Origin of the sequence: Snodgrassella sp. ESL0324, assembly GCF_013344955.1 — a bacterium.
Taxonomy (GTDB): Bacteria; Pseudomonadota; Gammaproteobacteria; order Burkholderiales; family Neisseriaceae; genus Snodgrassella; species Snodgrassella alvi.
This window is the reverse complement of sequence record NZ_JAAEDS010000014.1, coordinates 367,696-387,916: the sequence shown is the minus strand read 5'-3', so window position 1 is coordinate 387,916 and position 20,221 is coordinate 367,696. Positions and strand designations below refer to the sequence as shown.

At 45.0% G+C, this 20,221-nt stretch carries 17 protein-coding genes; 15 read left to right on the top strand and 2 right to left on the bottom strand.

All coding sequences use genetic code 11. The annotated features are described in order from the left end of the window. Window positions 1-26: 26 nt before the first annotated feature. Together GYY70_RS08785 and GYY70_RS08780 are read right to left on the bottom strand one after the other, a co-directional pair. A complete protein-coding gene (locus GYY70_RS08785) occupies window positions 27-1,064 on the bottom strand; it encodes an NADH:flavin oxidoreductase/NADH oxidase (protein ID WP_174832080.1) in 1,038 nt (345 codons plus the stop codon). Between the two features lie 244 nt (window positions 1,065-1,308). Continuing rightward, entirely contained in the window at window positions 1,309-2,493 is a 1,185-nt protein-coding gene (locus GYY70_RS08780; protein WP_370521170.1) for a class I SAM-dependent methyltransferase, read from the bottom strand. Between the two features lie 253 nt (window positions 2,494-2,746). On the opposite strand from GYY70_RS08780, the gene mraZ reads away from it, so the two are divergent. The 15 genes from mraZ to ftsZ all read left to right on the top strand — a co-directional run bounded on the left by mraZ (window position 2,747) and on the right by ftsZ (window position 19,890). Further along, on the top strand, window positions 2,747-3,202 hold the full coding sequence (gene mraZ, locus GYY70_RS08775; RefSeq protein WP_025331245.1) for a division/cell wall cluster transcriptional repressor MraZ: 456 nt from the start codon (window positions 2,747-2,749) through the stop codon (window positions 3,200-3,202). Further along, window positions 3,199-4,143: a 16S rRNA (cytosine(1402)-N(4))-methyltransferase RsmH gene (gene rsmH / locus GYY70_RS08770; RefSeq protein ID WP_174832079.1), complete on the top strand. Its 945-nt coding sequence runs from the start codon at window positions 3,199-3,201 to the stop codon at window positions 4,141-4,143. The genes mraZ and rsmH overlap by 4 nt, the downstream gene beginning before the upstream one ends. 24 nt (window positions 4,144-4,167) lie before the next feature. Then, the gene (ftsL, locus tag GYY70_RS08765; protein ID WP_041878843.1) at window positions 4,168-4,440 is read left to right on the top strand and encodes a cell division protein FtsL; all 273 of its coding nucleotides are present in this window, start codon (window positions 4,168-4,170) and stop codon (window positions 4,438-4,440) included. A gap of 69 nt (window positions 4,441-4,509) precedes the next feature. Further along, complete coding sequence (locus GYY70_RS08760; RefSeq protein WP_174832078.1) at window positions 4,510-6,252, top strand: penicillin-binding protein 2; 1,743 nt, start codon at window positions 4,510-4,512, stop codon at window positions 6,250-6,252. A gap of 76 nt (window positions 6,253-6,328) precedes the next feature. Continuing rightward, window positions 6,329-7,807 (top strand): UDP-N-acetylmuramoyl-L-alanyl-D-glutamate--2,6-diaminopimelate ligase, encoded by a 1,479-nt coding sequence (locus GYY70_RS08755; RefSeq protein ID WP_174832077.1) that lies wholly within the window; start codon window positions 6,329-6,331, stop codon window positions 7,805-7,807. 22 nt (window positions 7,808-7,829) lie between these two features. Beyond that, a complete protein-coding gene (gene murF / locus GYY70_RS08750) occupies window positions 7,830-9,188 on the top strand; it encodes a UDP-N-acetylmuramoyl-tripeptide--D-alanyl-D-alanine ligase (RefSeq protein WP_174832076.1) in 1,359 nt (452 codons plus the stop codon). Between the two features lie 150 nt (window positions 9,189-9,338). Then, a complete protein-coding gene (gene mraY, locus GYY70_RS08745; RefSeq protein ID WP_025331240.1) occupies window positions 9,339-10,424 on the top strand; it encodes a phospho-N-acetylmuramoyl-pentapeptide-transferase in 1,086 nt (361 codons plus the stop codon). A 64-nt stretch (window positions 10,425-10,488) separates the two neighbouring features. Then, a complete protein-coding gene (gene murD, locus GYY70_RS08740; protein WP_174832194.1) occupies window positions 10,489-11,835 on the top strand; it encodes a UDP-N-acetylmuramoyl-L-alanine--D-glutamate ligase in 1,347 nt (448 codons plus the stop codon). Then, entirely contained in the window at window positions 11,832-12,986 is a 1,155-nt protein-coding gene (ftsW, locus tag GYY70_RS08735) for a putative lipid II flippase FtsW (protein ID WP_174832075.1), read from the top strand. Before murD ends, ftsW begins: the two co-directional genes overlap by 4 nt. Window positions 12,987-13,023: 37 nt before the next feature. Further along, the gene (murG, locus tag GYY70_RS08730) at window positions 13,024-14,091 is read left to right on the top strand and encodes an undecaprenyldiphospho-muramoylpentapeptide beta-N-acetylglucosaminyltransferase (RefSeq protein WP_174832074.1); all 1,068 of its coding nucleotides are present in this window, start codon (window positions 13,024-13,026) and stop codon (window positions 14,089-14,091) included. A gap of 78 nt (window positions 14,092-14,169) precedes the next feature. After that, window positions 14,170-15,582, top strand: coding sequence for a UDP-N-acetylmuramate--L-alanine ligase (murC, locus tag GYY70_RS08725; protein ID WP_238791892.1), 1,413 nt, complete (start codon window positions 14,170-14,172; stop codon window positions 15,580-15,582). Window positions 15,583-15,647: 65 nt separating this feature from the next. Beyond that, a complete protein-coding gene (locus GYY70_RS08720) occupies window positions 15,648-16,559 on the top strand; it encodes a D-alanine--D-alanine ligase (protein ID WP_174832073.1) in 912 nt (303 codons plus the stop codon). Beyond that, entirely contained in the window at window positions 16,543-17,319 is a 777-nt protein-coding gene (locus GYY70_RS08715; protein ID WP_174832072.1) for a cell division protein FtsQ/DivIB, read from the top strand. Before GYY70_RS08720 ends, GYY70_RS08715 begins: the two co-directional genes overlap by 17 nt. A gap of 42 nt (window positions 17,320-17,361) precedes the next feature. After that, window positions 17,362-18,597, top strand: coding sequence for a cell division protein FtsA (gene ftsA / locus GYY70_RS08710; protein WP_025331233.1), 1,236 nt, complete (start codon window positions 17,362-17,364; stop codon window positions 18,595-18,597). 114 nt (window positions 18,598-18,711) lie between these two features. Beyond that, a complete protein-coding gene (gene ftsZ / locus GYY70_RS08705) occupies window positions 18,712-19,890 on the top strand; it encodes a cell division protein FtsZ (protein WP_174832071.1) in 1,179 nt (392 codons plus the stop codon). The last annotated feature ends 331 nt before the right edge of the window (window positions 19,891-20,221 follow it).

The following is a 20,221-nucleotide window of genomic DNA, read 5'->3' as shown; positions in this document are numbered from 1 at the left end:
GTTTGTTTGCCGGCTAATAAAAATTTTTATTTAATTAGTCCGCGCTGATAAGAGTTATTAAAAGGCTGATAATTATGATCATGCAGCAGCTGGGCTGCTTCGGTTAACCAGTTGGTATTACGTAATAACACCCTTCCTTCCATAATCAAATCTGCCTGACCGGTTTGTAAAATATATTCAGCCAGATCAGGGCTGTCCAGCAGGCCAACGGTCGCTACCGGAATATTGACTACTTGCTTCATGGCAGTCGCAAAAGGTGTCTGATAACCGCCATGCACCGGGATATCCGGAGCGTAATCCATAACACCTCCGGTGGATACATCGATAACATCTATGCCGTCACGTTCTAGCCACTGACATATTTCCTGCCAGTCGGCAATACTGTTTTGCTGACCGGTTTTATCATAGTCGGATAGAGACATGCGTACCCATAATGAACCGGAAAATACTGCACGCATTTCGAGAGTAATTTCGTGCAGCAAACGATAACGATTCACTAAAGAACCGCCATATTCATCGGTACGCTGATTGCTCAGCGGTGAAAGAAATTCACTGATTAAATAACCATGTGCAGCATGGATTTCAATTACATCCACACCGGCTTGCCGGGCTCGTCTGGCTGCAGCAATAAAATCTTCTTTGATTTGTGTGATTTCCGGTTTACTCAATGCTTTTGGCGTTTTCGAGCTGCTATTAAAAGGAATAGCACTGGGTGCAACCGGCTGCAATGCATCTGAAGCTTTGCGTCCGGCATGTGCCAGCTGCACACCTACTTTGCTGTTCAGATAATGTAGTGAATCAACCAGCTGAGAGAATTTTTCTGTCTGACTATCATCCCATAAACCTAAATCGTGTTTGGTAATCCGTCCGTCCGGCTGTACGGCAGTGGCTTCTATAATAATCAGACCGACATTGGCAATGGCACGTGCGCCATAATGTGCAAAATGAAAAGGTGTAACGATGCCGTCTTCCTTTTTTACTTCATACATGCACATTGGTGCCATAACTACCCGGTTTTTCAGATTTAAATTACCAATGGTTATAGGAGATAATAATAATGACATTGATTGTTCCTTTTGATTATCTGATTCCTGATTGGGTGCAGTAAGTAATGAATAAAAACAATATCCAGATTATTTTTATTGATTTATTACTTCTTATCCAGTTCTCTGAATGATATCTGACAGGCAGATACAGCTTGCTATCAGCAGATATTTCATCAAGTCCATCATATAATAGTATCTTGTTTGATAAACATAATTAATTATTATTTACTTACAAATAAAACTTATTTGTAATTTAAATTATCTATAATTTGTGACACAAATCCCCATACATGAATCCCTGCCAGTCTACGTCAATATCTTTTCCAAATGCGATGACTTTAAATAATTCGCCCATTTCATGTGCATCCAGCAGGGTATGACAGGCTGATGCAGTCTGAATGTATGCATTTTCTTCCGGTTTGCCGGTTTTTGCGAGTAATTCGGTTATACCCAGATTAAGCAGAAATGTTGCCTGATTGGTATAACCAATTAAGTCCAGATGATTATCAATGCCGGCATCAGCAATACGGGTGAAATTAACATGAGCGGTTAAGTCAGTGAGTCCGGGATAAAAGAACGGATCATGGACGGTATGATGCCGGTAGTGTCCGATTAACGTACCCTGATGGCGCTGAACATGATAATACTGTGCTGCGTCAAAACCATAATCAATCCATATCATTGCTCCGCGTTTCAGCTTTTGTGCCAGTGTTGCTACAAAGGCATATTGTTGCGGATGCAGCTCAGACTGATAAGGTTCTGCTGTATCAGGGAAAGTTTCCATGACCTGTTGTATTGCTGCGCTGCTAGCAGGTTTATCCTGCCAGACAAACTGGTTATCCAGCCAGCTAACGCCCATTACTGTTATCTGATTTGCCTGACGGCGATAGACAGGAACAGGCATGGCATCCAGAACTTCGTTGCCTATCAGGATACCGTCAAACTGTTCAGGTAACTGAGTCAGGTGTGTAACTTTATGTATCTGATCAGGTGCATGAGTCTGAATATATTCTCTCTGACGCTGCGCCAGTTCTGCAGAAAGTTCAATAATGTAATAGTGCTGAAAGTACTGGCTGTGCAGAGCTGGCAAAACAGATGCTGCCAGATGACCGGTTCCGGCACCGAATTCATAAATATTGCCTGCTGTTTGTGGCAATAGTGCATCTAATTGATGCGCCAGCGTCTGCCCGAACAAAGGAGTCAGAACAGGTGCAGTAATAAAGTCGCCATCACGACCGAATTTTTGTGCTCCGCCGGTGTAATAACCATAGTCAGGCGTATACAGTGCCATTTGCATGTAGTCGGCAAAAGAAAGCCAGTTATTTTGCTGCCGGATTTTCTGCTGAATAAGTTCAGACAATTTCTGCGAACTGATTAATGCGGCTTTTTCAGGAGTGGGTAAATTATCCATAGGATAGATGATGGAAATTGTAAAGAAGATGGTCATTATAAACGCTGATTTTGGCTTATGTTGACCCTGGTCAAGTATCTGAAAAGGCACATAGGGACTGGATTGGATGATTAGTAAAATAATGATTTGATTTAAATATATTTTTGTATTTTAGATTGCTTTTATTCGGCTTCGGAATTTGACTGGATTACATTGACCCTGTATGCAAAATTGCCTTATAGTGTGAATAAGTGTGTAAAGGTGTGGTGAAGTGGGGGATAATCCCGTTATATTGAATAGGAGCTGAACAGTGTTTGGCGGCGCGTATGAATTAAGTATAGACAGTAAAGGACGATTGGCGATTCCGGCCAAGTTTCGTGATTTGCTGGCGCGTCATTTCACTCCGGTACTGGTTGCCACACTGGAAAAGCGCACACATTTGTTACTGTATCCCGAGTCATCATGGCGCAGTGTGGAAGCTCAGCTGTTACAGCTTCCTGTGGCAGGCAACAGAGTATTGCAGGCTTATCAGAATTTACTGTTGCATAATGCGGATACTTTGGATTTAGACAGTGCCGGCAGAGTATTGCTACCGGCACATTTGCGCCGTCTGGTGAATTTTGAACGTGAAGTTTATGTTGTGGGTCGTGCCAACCGCATTGAAGTGTGGGGCAGGGCGCTATGGGAAGAACAGAATAATGCTGCACTGGATATGGATGAAGATATGCTGGCGGCAGAGTTGGGTAAGACTCAACTGCAATTATGAGTGAACAGATAAATAATGGCGGTCATGTTACCGTTTTACTGAATGAAGCAGTTGCCGGTTTACAGGTACAGCCGGCTGGCGTGTATGTTGACGGAACTTTTGGCCGTGGCGGCCATTCGCGTTTGATTCTGTCTCAGCTCGGGAAAGACGGGCGGCTGGTTGTTTTTGATAAGGATCCGCAGGCGATTGCTGTAGCACAGGAACTGGCAAGGCAGGATGCACGGGTACAGGTTGTACATGAAGGTTTTTCTGCATTAAAGCGGTCGTTACAACAGCTGGGTATCAGCCGGATAAATGGCGCCTTATTTGATCTGGGTATTTCCTCTCCTCAGATTGATGATGCAGGTCGCGGTTTCAGCTTCCGCTTTGATGCACCGCTGGATATGCGTATGGATACTACGCGCGGACAGTCAGCAGCCCAATGGCTGGCTGTGGCAGAAGAGCAGGATATACACGAGGTAATTAAAAATTATGGTGAAGAGCGGTTTAGTCGCCAGATTGCACGGACAATTGTGGCGCAGCGGGAACAAAGCCCGATTACCACAACCGGCCAGCTGGCGCGCCTCGTCGCACAGGTCGTCCGTACTCGTGAACGCGGACAGGATCCGGCCACACGTACCTTCCAGGCCATTCGCATCTTTATTAACCGTGAACTGGAAGAAATAACTGTGGTACTGCCGCAAGTGATGGAATGTCTGGTTGCCGGCGGACGGATGGCGGTGATTTCATTTCATTCACTGGAAGACCGGATTGTAAAAAGATTTATGCAGCAGCACAGCAAGCCGGCTCCTTTACCGCGCTGGGCAGTAGTTAAAGAAGCAGAACGTGAGCAGCCGCCGTTGCGCCTGATAGGCAAGGCGCAAAAACCTGCTCCGGCAGAAATTGAAGTTAATCCGCGAGCCCGTTCAGCAGTATTACGGGTAGCAGAACGCAGTTATTAAATAAAGACTAATAGTTGATTAATTATGAATAAAATCAACATTATTTTGCTTATATTGGTACTGGCTTCAGCTTTTGCTGTTGTAACAGTACAGGATCGTTCGCGTCAGTTTTTTATTGCGCTGGATAAAGCGCAAAAAGGGGAAAGTCTTTTGAACGAAGACTTTAGTCGCTTAAAGTTAGCGCAGGCAAAGCTATCTAATCATCAGTTGATTCAGGATGCTTCAGCCCGGCAGAATCTGCATTCGCCGTCATTGGCTGAAACGCAGATGCTGGCTGCGCCGCGCCCGGTTAAGTAATGAAGTGAAGGGTCAGGGATTAATGGAGTACTGCTTCAGGCAGTATTTCCGGCAGTGGAACAAACTACTATGTTAATTAAAAACGATTATAAGCCACGCATGCTGCCCCGTGAGGTAAAACAGGCTAAGCCTGTAACCACTAACGGGCGGATTGTATTGGTATTAGGTGCTCTGGCTATAGCTTTTGCTATGCTAATCGGACGTGGTATCTACTTGCAGACTGAGAAACATGAATTTCTGAAAGAGCAGGGTGATCAGCGTTTTGTCCGTACTCTGCCGCTTACTGCTACCCGTGGCACAATTACTGACCGCAACGGAGCCGCACTGGCCATCAGTGCACCCGCAGATTCTTTATATGCTGTACCCTCTGCCATGGAGCAGATGCCGACAGATACTCAGATTCAACAGTTATCTGCATTAATTGATGTACCGGCGGCAACCATTAAAAGCCGCCTTAGCCGTAATAAAGACTTCATTTATCTGAAAAGACAATTGTCGCCGGAGATTGCAGAAAAAGTTGCTGCGCTGAATATTAAAGGTCTTGCCTTTCAGCATGAAAGTAAACGCCATTATCCGATGGGACCGATTTTTTCCCATATTATCGGTTTTACTAATATTGACGGTAAGGGGCAGGAAGGACTGGAATTATCGCGTGAAGACAGTCTGCATGGTATTGATGGTGCTAAAGTTGTTTTGCGCGACAATAAAGGTAATATTGTTGATAGTCTGGATTCTCCGCGTAACCGTCTTCCTCAGAATGGTACGGATATGGTGCTGTCTCTGGATCAGCGGATTCAGTCAATTGCATATGAATCGTTAAATAAAGCAATGCAGTATCACACTGCATCAGCCGGTTCAGTTGTGGTTCTGGATGGTAAAACCGGTGAAATTCTTGCTCTGGTAAATTCACCGGGATATGACCCTAATAATCCGGGTGCCACCGATAGTGATGCACGCCGTAACCGTGCGGTAACTGATATGATTGAACCGGGTAGTGCGATGAAGCCGTTTACCATTGCAAAAGGGCTGGATAGCGGAAAAATCAAACCAGGAAGCGGTTTTAATACTTTACCGTATAAAATCGGACCGGCGACAGTACGGGACACGCATAATTATCCTTATCTGGATGTGGGCGGCATTATTCAGAAATCATCTAATGTTGGTACAAGTAAAATTTCTGCAATGTTTACGCCCGAAGAAATGTACAACATGTATACTTCTGTCGGTTTCGGACATCGGATGCATTCCGGTTTTCCGGGTGAAACACCGGGAGTAGTACGTGACTGGCATAACTGGCGGCCGATTGAGCAGGCTACTATGTCTTTTGGTTATGGTATACAGATGAGTCTGCTCCAGCTGGCACGGGCATATACTATCTTTACCAATGACGGTGCGCTACTGCCAGTGAGTTTTCTTAAGCTGAACAGCGCCCCGCAGGGTGAGCAGATTATCCAGCCAAAGACTGCAAAGGCAGTACGCCATATGATGATTGCTGTAACGCAGCCCGGTGGTACCGGTTTGCAGGGGGCAATTGACGGGTATGATGTAGCCGCTAAAACAGGTACTGCGCGAATGCTGGTCGACGGACACTATTCTGATTCCAAGCATATGGCTACATTTATTGGCTTTGCACCGGCAGACAATCCGCGAGTTATTGTGGCAGTCAATATTCAGAATCCTACTACTAACGGTTATTACGGAGGACCGGTTGCCGGTCCGGTATTCCATGATGTAATGGTTGGTACTCTGAATGTGCTTGGTGTTTCTCCGAGCAGACCGGTAAAATCCGCGCCACATTCTGAAACGCATTAATCTGAAGACAATCTGTGTGTTTGCACAGATTGTCTGTCTGTTTGTACCCGATAAAAATGTTTGAATCGACAGTATTATGTTTTCCCTGAAAAAAATTTTGCCTGAATATCATTTAAGTGCTGAAACAAGCCGGCTGATTGCCGGTCGTACACTGCGGGTGGATAGCAGAAAGGTGCAGCCCGGAGATGTATTTGTAGCCTGTCAGGGTGAGTATAGTGATGGCCGTGATTTTATACAGGCTGCTATTGATAATGGTGCAGAATTTGTTTTCTGGGATGATGATGGTCAGTTTGTATGGCAGACCGGCTGGAAAGTAGCGAATGAGGCTGTAAAAGATTTACGTCAGCGTGCCGGACTGGTGGCTGCTGCCTGTTATGACTATCCGGGCAGAAAGCTGAATGTCTGGGGAGTAACCGGAACTAATGGTAAAACGTCAGTGTCACAATGGCTGGCGCAGGCTTCAGATATTCTTGGCAAAAAATGTGCCATTATGGGTACGGTAGGGAATGGATACTGGCAACAGCTGCATGATACTACCAATACTACTATGGATGCGGTATCCAATCAGACATGGTTACGTGATTTTGCTGAAGATAATGCTGCAGCCGTTGCCATGGAAGTGTCCAGTCATGGTCTGGATCAGAGCCGTGTCGTTGGTGTCCCTTTTACAAGTGCTGTTTTTACCAATCTGACCCGGGATCATCTGGATTATCATCATAGCATGCAAAGTTACGGTGATTGCAAGGCTTCATTGTTTTACTGGCAGGGGCTGAAACACGCCATTATTAATATTGATGATGAGTTCGGCTATCGGTTATGGCAGGATTTATGCCGTGATTGTCCGCAGTTAACTGTACTGGCTTATGGTTTTCATGCTGATGCAGATATTCATATTAGTCAGTTTCACGCTTCAGCAAGTGGTATGCAGGTGCATTTGCGTACGCCGTGGGGAAACGAAGTAGTACATACACGTTTACTGGGTCGGTTTAATGCTCAGAATCTGGCAGCCTGTATAGGTGTATTGTGTGCTAATGGTTTTACTTTTAATGAGGTAATTGCTGTCTGGCCGCAGATTAATCCTGCTACCGGACGTATGGATTGTCTGATGGGAAGTAATCAGCCGCTAGTGGTGGTTGATTATGCTCATACACCGGATGCACTGGAAAAAGCATTATCGACTTTGCAGGAAATTAAACCTGACGGAGCGCATTTGTGGTGTGTTTTTGGCTGTGGCGGAGACCGTGATGCAGGTAAAAGACCATTAATGGGTGCCGCAGCCGCTGCAGGAGCGGATTATGTTGTCGTAACCAGCGATAATCCGCGTACAGAAAATCCGCAGGCAATTATTAATGATATTTTGCCGGCTGTTGCTGAACCGGCGCTGGTAGAAGCAGACCGTAAAACTGCGATTAATTATGCTGTAAATCATGCAGCAGTTGACGATATCGTTCTTATTGCAGGAAAAGGTCATGAAACCTATCAGGATATCGGTGGTCAGAAACAGCATTTTTCAGACTTTGAAATAGCACGGTCAGCTTTGCAACAGCGAGTCTAAAATTTTGTAATTGCTTAATAATATGCCAAATTTGGATCTTAATTTTATTTATCAGACTTTTGGACAAGTGTTACCTGATAATAATCAGCCGGTCACACGGGTAGTTATTGATAGTCGTCAGATTCAGCCTGGTGATGTATTTGTAGCCATTCAGGGTGAACGCTTTGATGGTCATGATTTTGTTGATGAAGTACTTGCTCAGGGAGCACAGTTGTGTATTGTCAGTCGCACAGAGTGGCAAAATAAGGCGAAATGTCTGGTAGTTGCAGACACAGAAAAAGCGTTGGGAGAGCTGGCAAAGACATGGCGAATGCAGGTCAATCCGGCATTGCAGGTGTTTGGTATTACCGGTTCAGCCGGTAAAACCACGGTAAAAGAAATGCTGGCTGCAATTTTGCGGCATCATGCAGGTACTAGTGCGGTTCTGGCTACTGCCGGTAATTTTAATAATCATATTGGTTTACCGCTGACATTATTACAGTTAAAGCCGCAGCATCGCTATGCTGTGATTGAAATGGGTATGAATCATACCGGAGAACTGAGTTATTTAACTGGTCTGACTAAACCGGACTATGCTCTGGTTAATAACGCACTGCGTGCTCATATCGGCTGCGGCTTCTCAGATGTTGCTGATATTGCCCGCGCTAAAAGTGAAATTTATCAGGGTCTGAATGCGAATGGAACTGGTTTTGTTCCTACTGATGATGATCAGTCAGATATTTATATTTCAGCTTTGCAAGGTAAGCAATGTGTCCGCTTTGGTACAGAACAGGGTGATGTATATGCCAGCAATATTGTACTGCAGCCATTAAGTATCAGTTTTGATTTGTGCAGCCCGCAAGGAGTGGTTAATTTACAAATCCCGGTGCCGGGATTGCATATGGTACATAATGCTGTGGCCGCCTGTGCACTTGCTCTGAGTGCCGGCTTGCCCTTGGCAGCATTACAGGGATTGAATTCATTTGAGAATGCTAAAGGCAGATTGCAACAAAAGCGCAGTGTGCATGGCGCTTTGGTAATTGATGACACTTATAATGCTAACCCGGATGCATTTAAGGCAGCTATCGATGTTCTGGCGGCTTTTCCTGCGCCACGAATTATTGTGATGGGTGCTATTGGTGAGCTAGGCACTAATGCTTCTGCTCTGCATGCAGAGGTAGGTGCTTATATACGGGCACGCGGTATTGATGCGGCATTTTTTATTGGTGACGAAGCACGGTTTGCAGCAGAAGCTTATGGTGTACCAGATGCATTTTATACGGATCGAAACAAACTAATTGATGATTTACGTGCATGGGATCAGCAGACAGCTACCATTCTGGTAAAAGGTTCAAGGTTTATGCATATGGAAGATGTAGTACAAGCAATAACACAGAAATAAATTATTGCTAACTCTCGTCAAGTAGTGCTGAACGACTTAAAATAGCCGTTTTTATCCGGCTCAGGCTATCTGGGTGATTATGCATCATTCATATAGCAATAAATTATTTAATAACGGTTATGGCTTTGGCTGTGACAAGGGAAAACAACCATGCTGTTGTGGTTAGCAGAAATTTTTCACTATTGGATAAATGGTTTCCATTTATTTCAATACACTACTTTTCGTGCCGTAATGGCGGCACTGACTTCCATGGGGCTGAGTCTGGCATTCGGTCCGTGGATGATTCGCAAATTAACTCAGCTCAAAGTAGGGCAGGCTGTTCGCGATGACGGTCCCAAAACCCATCTGGTGAAAACCGGTACACCAACTATGGGCGGTACACTTATTTTACTGGCTATCACTGTTACAACATTATTATGGGCTAATCTGGCCAACATTTATATCTGGATACTTTTGCTGGTTATGCTGAGTACCGGAGCTCTGGGTTTTTATGATGACTGGAAAAAGGTAGTTTACAAAGATCCGCACGGGGTTTCAGCCAGATTTAAAATGATCTGGCAGTCTGTAGTGGCTCTGGTAGCCGGTCTGGTGCTGTTTTATGTGGCACACTTAAGCTCTACAAATACTTTTATTGTACCTTTTTTCAAGGAAATTACTTACCCGCTGGGTGGCATTGGTTTTGTTATTCTGACGTATTTTGTCATTGTCGGTACTTCTAATGCAGTAAATCTGACTGACGGACTGGACGGGCTGGCTGCTTTTCCTATTGTGCTGGTTGCTGCCGGTCTGTCAATTTTTGCTTATGTCAGCGGTCATGCTGAATTTGCTCATTATCTGCAGCTGCCGCATGTCCCCGGTGCGAATGAAGTTATGATTTTCTGCGCCGCTATTTGTGGTTCTTGCCTGGGATTCCTGTGGTTTAATGCTTATCCGGCACAGGTATTTATGGGGGATGTCGGTGCGCTGGCTTTAGGTGCAGCTTTGGGTACGATAGCTGTGATTGTGCGTCAGGAAATTGTGCTGGTAATTATGGGCGGCTTATTTGTTGTTGAGGCAATGTCTGTCATGCTGCAGGTAGGTTCATATAAATTACGGCGTAAACGTATTTTTCTGATGGCACCGATTCATCATCATTTTGAACAAAAAGGCTGGAAAGAAACTCAGGTTGTAGTACGTTTCTGGATTATTACCATGATTCTGGTACTGGTTGGTTTAGCTTCCCTGAAAATCCGTTAGTAGTCAGATAAGCAGGATCAGACGATATACATTTGGGTTAAATTTAATGTAGGACTTAACCATGATTGACTGGCGTAATCAAAAGGTTTTAGTTGCAGGGCTGGGGCGTACCGGAATTTCAATGCTGGAGTTTTTAACTCAGGCAGGTGCTGATGTAGCTATTTATGATGCCCGGCCTGATGCAGAACAATTGCAGTCTTTAACTGAGCGTCATCAGGTTGCCGTATATACCGGAGAGCTGGCAACAGTGTTTGAACAGCACCAGTTTGATATTCTGGCTTTAAGCCCGGGAATCAGTCAGCGTCAGCCTGCTATTGTTGATTTTAAACGTGCCGGCGGTGTCGTACTGGGTGATGTGGCTATTCTGGCTGATTTACTTGAAAGCAGTAACAGTAAAATTATTGCAATTACCGGTTCAAACGGTAAAACCACTACTACCAGTCTGGTGGGTTTTTTATGTGCGCAATGCGGACTTGATACAGTGGTGGCAGGTAATATTGGCACCACTGTACTGGAAGCCTATCTGAAGCGCGCAGGTAAAGCAGCAGATGTCTGGGTTCTGGAATTATCGAGTTTTCAGCTGGAGACTACTCCCTGCCTGAATGCGACTGCTGCCACAGTACTGAACGTATCAGAAGACCATCTGGATCGCTATGATGATTTTCTGGATTACGCGCATAGCAAAGACAGGATTTTTCGTGGTCAGTCCATACAAGTGTTAAATGCCGATGATGTTTTTTGTCGCGCTATGGTACGGCATAACCGGCCGGTGAAATGGTTTTCTTTACAGCAAAATACTGATTTCTGGCTGAATAAAGATATGTTGTGTGCCGGTAATGAACCATTGCTGGCCTGTGATGCCCTGTCTTTACAGGGTACACATAATGCGGCCAATGTTTTAGCTGCATTTGCTTTATGTGAAGCCATTGGCTTGCCGCGTGCACAATTGCTTCAATATGTGCCCACTTTCAAAGGTTTACCGCATCGTGTGGAAAAAGTAGCCGAAGTGAAAGGTGTGACATTTATTGATGATTCCAAAGGTACTAATGTTGGTGCTACCTGTGCTGCATTGCTCGGGCTGGATAAACCTATTGTGCTGATTGCGGGCGGACAGGGTAAAGGTCAGGATTTTACTCCGTTGCAGGCTGCATTACAGGATAAGGCACGTGCAGTTTTACTGATTGGTGTGGATGGTCATCAGCTTGGAGCAGTTCTCGGACAAGCCTCCTATCCGGTAGAGTACTATGACGATTTGCCGCACGCTACTGAACGTGCTTTTGAACTGGCTCATCCGGGAGATATTGTGCTGCTTAGTCCTGCTTGTGCCAGCTATGATATGTTTAAGGGTTATGCACATCGCAGTGAGGTATTTATTGCCAGCGTCCGTCAATTGCAGGGTAGCGCAGCATGATTACTGAATCACGTCTGCTGGATCGCAAGCTATTGCGACGCGGATATACTTTTGATCAGTCACTGTTATGGATGGTGGTATTGATGGCCAGTTTCAGCCTGATCATGGTTTACTCGGCCTCAATTGCATATGCAAAGCATGATGGTGGCAGTACTTATTTTTATCTGATTCGTCAGGCTATTTTTCTATTGTGTGGTGGCGTACTTGGTTGTGTGGCTGCACGTATTCCTTTGCGAACATGGAAAAAGCTGACACCACTGGTGTTGCTGTTCAGTATCGTGCTGCTGATTCTGGTGCTGGTAATGGGAAGAGAAATTAACGGTGCCAAACGCTGGATTAATGTAGGGATGGTTAATATCCAGCCTACCGAAGTTTTTAAACTGGCGATAATTTTGTATTTATCCAGTTTTTTTACCAGACGTGCTGAAATCTTGAAAGAATTCAAAAAAGTCTGGTTTGCAGGTATTCCGGTAGGACTTGGTCTCGGGCTGATTATGCTGGAACCGGACTTTGGTTCATTTGTAGTGGTTTCTGTTATTGCGGTAGGCTTGCTTTTTCTGGCTGGTTTACCGTTTCGCTGGTTTATGGCCGTAGTAGGTTTTGGTTTGCTGGCCATGGTTATGCTGGTGCTGTTTGAGCCTTACCGTATGGCACGTGTAGCCGGTTTTCTTGATCCGTGGGCAGATCCTCTGGGTAAAGGTTATCAGCTTACACATTCATTAATGGCAATTGGGCGCGGTGGCTGGTTTGGTGTCGGACTGGGAGCCAGTCTGGAAAAACGTTTTTATTTACCTGAGGCTCATACGGATTTCATTCTTGCGGTCATTGGAGAAGAATTCGGTTTTACCGGTATTCTGGTATTAATGTTTTGTTATATCTGGCTGGTAGTCCGTGCTTTTTCCATTGGTAAACAGGCCCGGGATTTAGAGTTGTTTTATGGTTCTTTCGTCGCCAAGGGTATTGGTATCTGGCTGGGTATTCAGAGCTTTTTTAATATTGGTGTTAATATCGGCCTGTTACCCACTAAGGGGCTGACTCTGCCTTTACTGTCATATGGTGGTTCAGCTGTTATGATTATTTTAATCAGTGTGGGTTTGCTGTTGCGAGTGGATTATGAGAACCGGCGTGTGATGCGTGGATTCAAAGTATAAATAATCACAGAACTCTGATAGTTTTGACGGGAAAATAATGAGTGTAAAAACTTTCATGGTCATGGCCGGCGGAACAGGCGGTCATATTTTTCCTGCGCTTGCAGTTGCTCAGGCATTACAGGCACAGGGTCATCGTATTATCTGGCTGGGTAGTGACGGGGCGATGGAAACCCGTCTGATTCCGCAGTACGACATACCACTGGAAACCCTGGCTATCAAAGGAATACGCGGTAACGGGCTAAAGCGTAAGCTAATGCTACCTTTTACCTTATTAAAGACCATTGCGGCAGCACGTCAGATTATTCGCAGGCATCAGGTAGATGCAGTCATCGGTTTTGGTGGTTTTGTTACTTTTCCGGGCGGTATAGCTGCAAAGCTATGCGGTTTACCATTAATTGTCCATGAACAGAATGCGATTGCTGGTTTATCCAATAAAGTGCTGGCTCATTTTGCCAATCAGGTAATGTATGCATTTCCACAAGTATTCGCAAATGAAAACGGACTGGTAGGTAATCCGGTACGTGCTGATATTGCTGCATTACCACCACCGCCACAGCGCTTTAACGGTAGAAATGGTGAGCTGAATATTCTGGTAGTTGGCGGAAGTCTGGGCGCTGATGTATTAAATCAGATTGTGCCGCAGGCTGTGGCTTTGTTACCGGCTGAACAGCGTCCGCGACTGCTGCATCAGTCCGGACGAAATAAACTGGCACAGTTAGAGCAGAATTATGCTCAGTGCGCAGTAGAGGCGCAATGTGTTGAATTTATCACAGATATGGTATCAGCTTATCGTAACGCCGATTTGGTGATTTGCCGGGCCGGTGCACTGACAATTGCTGAATTAACCGCTGCCGGAGTCGGGGCAATTCTGGTGCCTTATCCGCATGCGGTAGATGACCATCAGACAGCTAATGCACAGTTTATGGTTAAAGATGGTGCGGCAATATTATTACCGCAGACGAATCTGAATACGCAGACATTAATGACTACGCTGGCCGATTTATCGCGCGAACGCTGTTTAGACATGGCGATTAAAGCACGTGCGCTGGCTCAGCCTGACAGTGCGGCTAAGGTTGCGGCAGCAGCGCTAGCGAGTATCCGTTAAATTTTGATTGAGCCGGATGAATTGTTGCAGACTCGAGCTGTCAATCACAATTCAGACTGGCAGGAAAAGTTATAAAGTATGAAAGAAAACATGAAAGACCGTATACGCCATATTCATTTTGTAGGGATTGGCGGAACCGGTATGTGCGGTATTGCAGAAGTTTTACATAATGAAGGTTATCAGATAAGTGGATCTGATTTGGCTGATAATGCCGCAACCCGGCATTTACGGGCAATCGGAGTACATATTTGTTCTGGACACAGTGCTGAAAATATTACTGGTGCAGATGTAGTAGTGACATCAACAGCCGTTAAAAAAGATAATCCGGAAGTGGTAGCGGCGCAAGAACAAAAAATTCCGGTAATTCCGCGAGCCATGATGCTGGCTGAAATCATGCGCTTTGGTCGCGGTATTGCCATTGCCGGTACACATGGTAAAACCACAACAACCAGTTTAACTGCTTCTGTACTGGCAGCAGCGGGGCTGGATCCGACTTTTGTTATTGGCGGTCGGTTAACTGCAGCCGGAACCAATGCCAAGCTGGGTAAAGGTGAATATATTGTTGCGGAAGCAGATGAATCAGATGCTTCGTTTCTATATCTGACACCTTTATTTACGGTCGTTACCAATATTGATACCGATCATATGGATACATATGATCATGATGTAGAAAAACTACATCAGGCGTTTGTGGATTTTGTGCATCGTATGCCGTTTTACGGCAAAGCCTTTTTATGTATTGACAGTGAGCATGTGCGCCAGATTTTACCGTTGATTCAGAAACCTTTTGTTACCTATGGTCTGGATGAAAGTGCTGATTTATATGCAACTAATATTGTTGCCGATGGTGCACAAATGCATTTTGATGTCCATACGCGTAAAAAAGGCATAAAACCGTTTAGTGTGACGGTCAATATGCCGGGGCGGCATAATGTTCTGAATGCACTGGCTGTCATCGGGATTGCCCTGGAAATTGGTGTCTCAGTACCGGCAATTCAGCTTGGGCTGGAAAGTTTTGCAGGTGTGGGTCGCCGTTTTCAGCAGTACGGTGAGATTGCATTACCGAATGGTGGCGAAGCATTACTGATTGATGACTATGGTCATCATCCTGTTGAAATGTCTGCAACCATAGCTGCTGCACGAGGAGCCTACCCTCAGCGTCGTCTGGTCGTAGCATTCCAGCCACACCGCTATACACGTACACGGGACTTGTTTGAAGATTTTGTTCAGGTTTTGAGTAAAGCTGATGGCGTGGTTTTAACGGAAGTGTATTCTGCTGGTGAAGACCCGATTGTGGCGGCTGACAGTAAGGCATTAATGCGTGCGATCAGAGTGCTGGGTAAAGTTGAGCCGATTTATGTAGCAAACGTAGACGAAATGGCGCCCACGTTATTAAATGTCTTGCAAGATGGTGATGTTTTGCTCAATATGGGTGCCGGCAGTATTAACAAAGTACCTGCCATGCTTACCGGAATGTCTGCTGCAGTATAATTACTGCAGTTTAATTATTTTACATACTGTTCTTATTAAAAGAAAAACAGGATTAATGACAAACAATGAGTGATTTTGGTAAAGTTGCCGTACTGATGGGCGGTTTCTCCAGTGAGCGTAAAGTTTCACTGGCTAGTGGTGCATCAATTCTTACTGCATTGAAAAGCCGTGGTATAGATGCACATGCATTTGATCCGTCTGAGCGGCCATTGTCTGAACTGGTCAGTGCCGGCTTTGACCGGGCTTTTAATATTCTGCATGGCTCTTATGGAGAAGACGGAGTCGTACAGGGGGCATTGGAAGCATTTGGTATTCCTTACACCGGTTGTGGTGTTGCGGCCAGTGCGCTGGGTATGGATAAATTCCGTAGTCGTCTGGTCTGGCAGGGAGTTGGTTTGCCTTGCGTACCATTTATTGTGCTGCATGATGATAGTGATTTTGCTGCAGTAGAAGAAGAACTGGGTTTACCTTTATTTGTTAAACCTGCAGCAGAAGGCAGTAGTGTGGGTGTAGTGAAAATCAGGCAGGCTGGTGAGCTGGCACGAGTTTATCTGCAACTGAAACAGTACCATGGTGAAATTCTGGCTGAACGTGCAATCGAAGGTGGTGAGTATACGTGTGGTATTCTTGGTGAACAGGTATTGCCCAGTATTCGCATCGTACCGGCAACGGAGTTTTATGATTATGAAGCTAAATACCATCGCGATGATACCGAGTATCTGTGTCCGGCTGATCTGACACCAGCGGATGAGCAGTATATGCGTGATTTGACAGCCCGTGCTTTTAAAGCATTGGGTGGTCGAGGCTGGGGGCGTGTAGATTTTCTGCGTGATGCGGACGGTACAATCTATATTCTGGAAGTTAATACTGTACCCGGTATGACCGGACACAGTCTGGTGCCTAAAGCTGCACGTGAAATTGGCTTGAGTTTTGAAGATTTGTGTGTTGAAATTTTAAGTCATGCGACTTTGGGATAATGCACAAGCCTTAAAACGGCTTTACCGGTGGTTATATGTATGTGTATTGTTCTGCCTGCTGGCAGCAGGCGGATCGTGGCTGGTGCATTCGCCATATTTTCCTGTCCGGCAAATTCAGGTAATACATCCGTTGAAGCATTTGCAGTCGGCCGAAATTGAACAAATCAGCAGACAGTATTTGCAGGGTAATATTTTTACTGCAGATGTGAGTGCGGCACAATCTGCACTGGCTAAACTACCCTGGGTATATAAAGTACAGGTAAAACGAATCTGGCCGGATACGGTACAGCTTGATATCAGGGAACGGGACCCTGTTGCACGCTGGAATGACCAGCAGCTGGTGGATACTGACGGACAGATATTTAATGCAGTAGTTCATGAGCAGCTGCCGGTATTTGTTGGAAGCAGCGGTTCTGCTCGCTACATGACCGTACATTTGTTAACATTCGAAAATTTGTTGCAATCAACAGGTCTGCATATTCAGCAGTTGCAGTTAAGTAATCGTTCTGCCTGGCAGCTGACCTTAAGCAACGGAATAACCCTGAAACTGGGGCGGGAAAAGGTAGAACAGCGTTTGGCTCATTTTGTCTGGGCATGGCCACAGGTTTTACAGAAACAGGCCAGTAATATCGATTATGTAGATTTGCGTTATCCGGATGGTTTTGCGTTACGGTACAAAAATAAGGCTAATTCAGCTGTAAGTACCAGAGCAGTAAATGCATCTGAAGTGGCGGATCAGTATGAAGCAAATCTGGATTGATCCGGACAGACCGATTGATTATTTGATTTTAAAGTGATGACCATGGTTAAAGGTAAAAAATACATCAGTGCACTGGATATCGGCACTTCAAAAGTAATCGCTCTTATTGGTGAGGTTCAGGAAGATAATGAAATCCACATTGTTGGTTTAGGACAGGCTCCGTCGCGCGGTTTGAAAGCAGGTATGGTGACCAACATTGAAACCACTGCACAAGCAATCAAGCAGGCCATGGAAGAAGCGCAGATGATGGCTGATGTACAGGTAGACTGTGTAACAACCGGTATTGCAGGTAATCATATTCGCAGTTTCAATTCACAGGGTGTGGTTAAAATCAAGGACGGAGAAGTTAGTCAGGCCGATATTGATCGTGCAATTGAAACGGCAAAAGCTGTCAATATTCCGCCGGATCACGATATTTTACATACAGTGGTACAGGAATTTATTATTGATAATCAGCCGGGTGTGCGTGAACCCATTGGCATGAGCGGGGTTCGTCTGGACACGCGCATACATATTATTACCGGTGCGGTAACAGCAATGCAGAATATCCAGAAGTGTGTCAATCGCTGTGGTTTGCAAATCAATAAAATGATATTACAGCCACTGGCCAGTGGTCAGGCAGTACTGACTGAAGATGAAAAAGATCTGGGTGTCTGTGTTATTGATATCGGCGGCGGCACGACAGATATTGCCGTATATACTAACGGAGCTATCAGGCATACAGCCGTTATTCCGGTGGCAGGGGATTTGATTACCAAAGATCTGGCACAAGCGTTGCGTACACCCCACAGTGCAGCTGAATACATCAAAATCAATCATGGAGTGGCACTGGCAACCATGGATGGTCTTGATGATATGATTGAAGTACCCAGTGTGGGCGACCGTAATCCACGCCAGATTTCGCGCCGGACACTGGCAAGTGTAATTGGTCCGCGCGTGGAAGAGATTCTGGAACTGACATTGAATGAATTGCGCCGTTCCGGTTTTCCTGAGGATGTGCTGACTTCAGGCATAGTTCTTACCGGCGGAGCATCATTATTACCCGGAATGGTTGAGCTGGCAGAGGATGTATTTAATCTACCAGCCCGAATTGGTGTGCCGCAGGAAATGGGTGGTGTCTCAGAACGGATTCGCAATCCACGTTATGCTACTGCTATTGGTCTGTTACAGTCTGCCTGTGAAGAAGAGAACAAAACAGACATGCCCGTGGCAGCAGCTTCTGAACCGAAAGATTCATGGCTTAAAAAATTACAGACTTGGTTTAAGAACAATTTTTAACTCAACTAAAACATTAAATGACAGAACTTTTGCGCATTGTATATAACTGTCTATATAATGATAGCTATACAAGGGCAGATGACGTTTATGCATAGGTTTTGTCAGGAGACATAAATGCAATTGGTATATGATGTTGTGGAGACGGTAGTCGGTGCTGCAGTTATCAAAGTCATTGGTATCGGCGGTGGTGGCTGTAATGCTATTAACAATATGGTGGAAAATGCGGTTGCCGGTATTGAGTTTATCAGTGCCAATACTGATGCACAGTCTTTACAAAACAGTAAAGCATCTAAACGCATTCAGCTGGGCAATAATCTCACCCGTGGTCTCGGCGCAGGAGCCGATCCAGAAATTGGCCGTAACGCCGCAATGGAAGACCGCGAAGCATTATCTGATGCTATTCGCGGAGCGAATATGCTGTTTATCACCACCGGCATGGGTGGTGGTACAGGTACAGGTGCGGCGCCGGTAGTAGCTGAGCTGGCAAAAGAGATGGGTATTCTGACTGTTGCTGTTGTTACCCGTCCATTTGAATATGAAGGAAAACGTATTCACGTTGCTAATAACGGGATTGAGATTCTTAAAAATACCGTTGATTCACTCATTGTGATTCCGAATGACAAATTAATGTCGGCACTGGGTGAAGATGTGAGTATGCGTGAGGCTTTTCGTGCGGCAGACAATGTATTGCGTAATGCAGTAGCCGGAATTGCTGAAGTCATTACTAATCCGGGTATTATTAATCTGGATTTTGCCGATGTGAAAAATGTCATGAGTATTATGGGTATGGCTATGATGGGTTCAGGCAGTGCACATGGTGTTGACCGTGCCCGTATTGCTACTGAACAGGCTATTGCCAGCCCGCTTCTGGATGACGTGACTCTGGATGGCGCACAGGGTGTGCTGGTTAATATTACTACCGCACCAGGCTGCCTGAAAATGTCTGAATACAAAGAAATTATGTGCATGATTGATGAATATGCACATGATGATGCCGCCCTGAAATACGGTACTTCTGAAGATGCCAGTATGGAAGAAGGCGAAATCCGCGTAACCATTATTGCTACCGGATTGCAGGAACACAAAGCTTTACATCACCAGCAACCAAGCAGTTTGCGTGTTTTGCAAACCGTACAAGCCACTGGTACTGAAGATGCCTATCCGGATATCGGAAGTGTGGTACGTTCAGGACGCAGTGCACGCGGGATGAATCTGGCTGCTGCTGATTTCTCAAATCAGTCTGTGCTGGATGACTTCGAAATTCCGGCAGTCATTCGCCGACAAGCTGATTAATTGATTAAAGTTATTAAAGCTGTCCGGGCTAAGCTCCGGACAGCTTTTTTATTTTTAAAATCAATATATATAATTTAAATACGATATATTGCCGGCATAAGAAAATTTTTTTAAAAAATTAGATAAAAAGTTTATTCTTTAGAAAAAAGTGCAATTTCTGCAAAGTTTGTGTTGTATTAAAACCAACAATATTTTACTGAAATGATAATGGTTTTTATAACATGCATTTCTGTTTTGTTATTTCATCAAACCAAAAGCAGTAGTTTTGGGTATAAAAGCAAAATCCTTTACAATAGGTAGCTTAGATAATCTGTTCCACAGAAGAATTTAA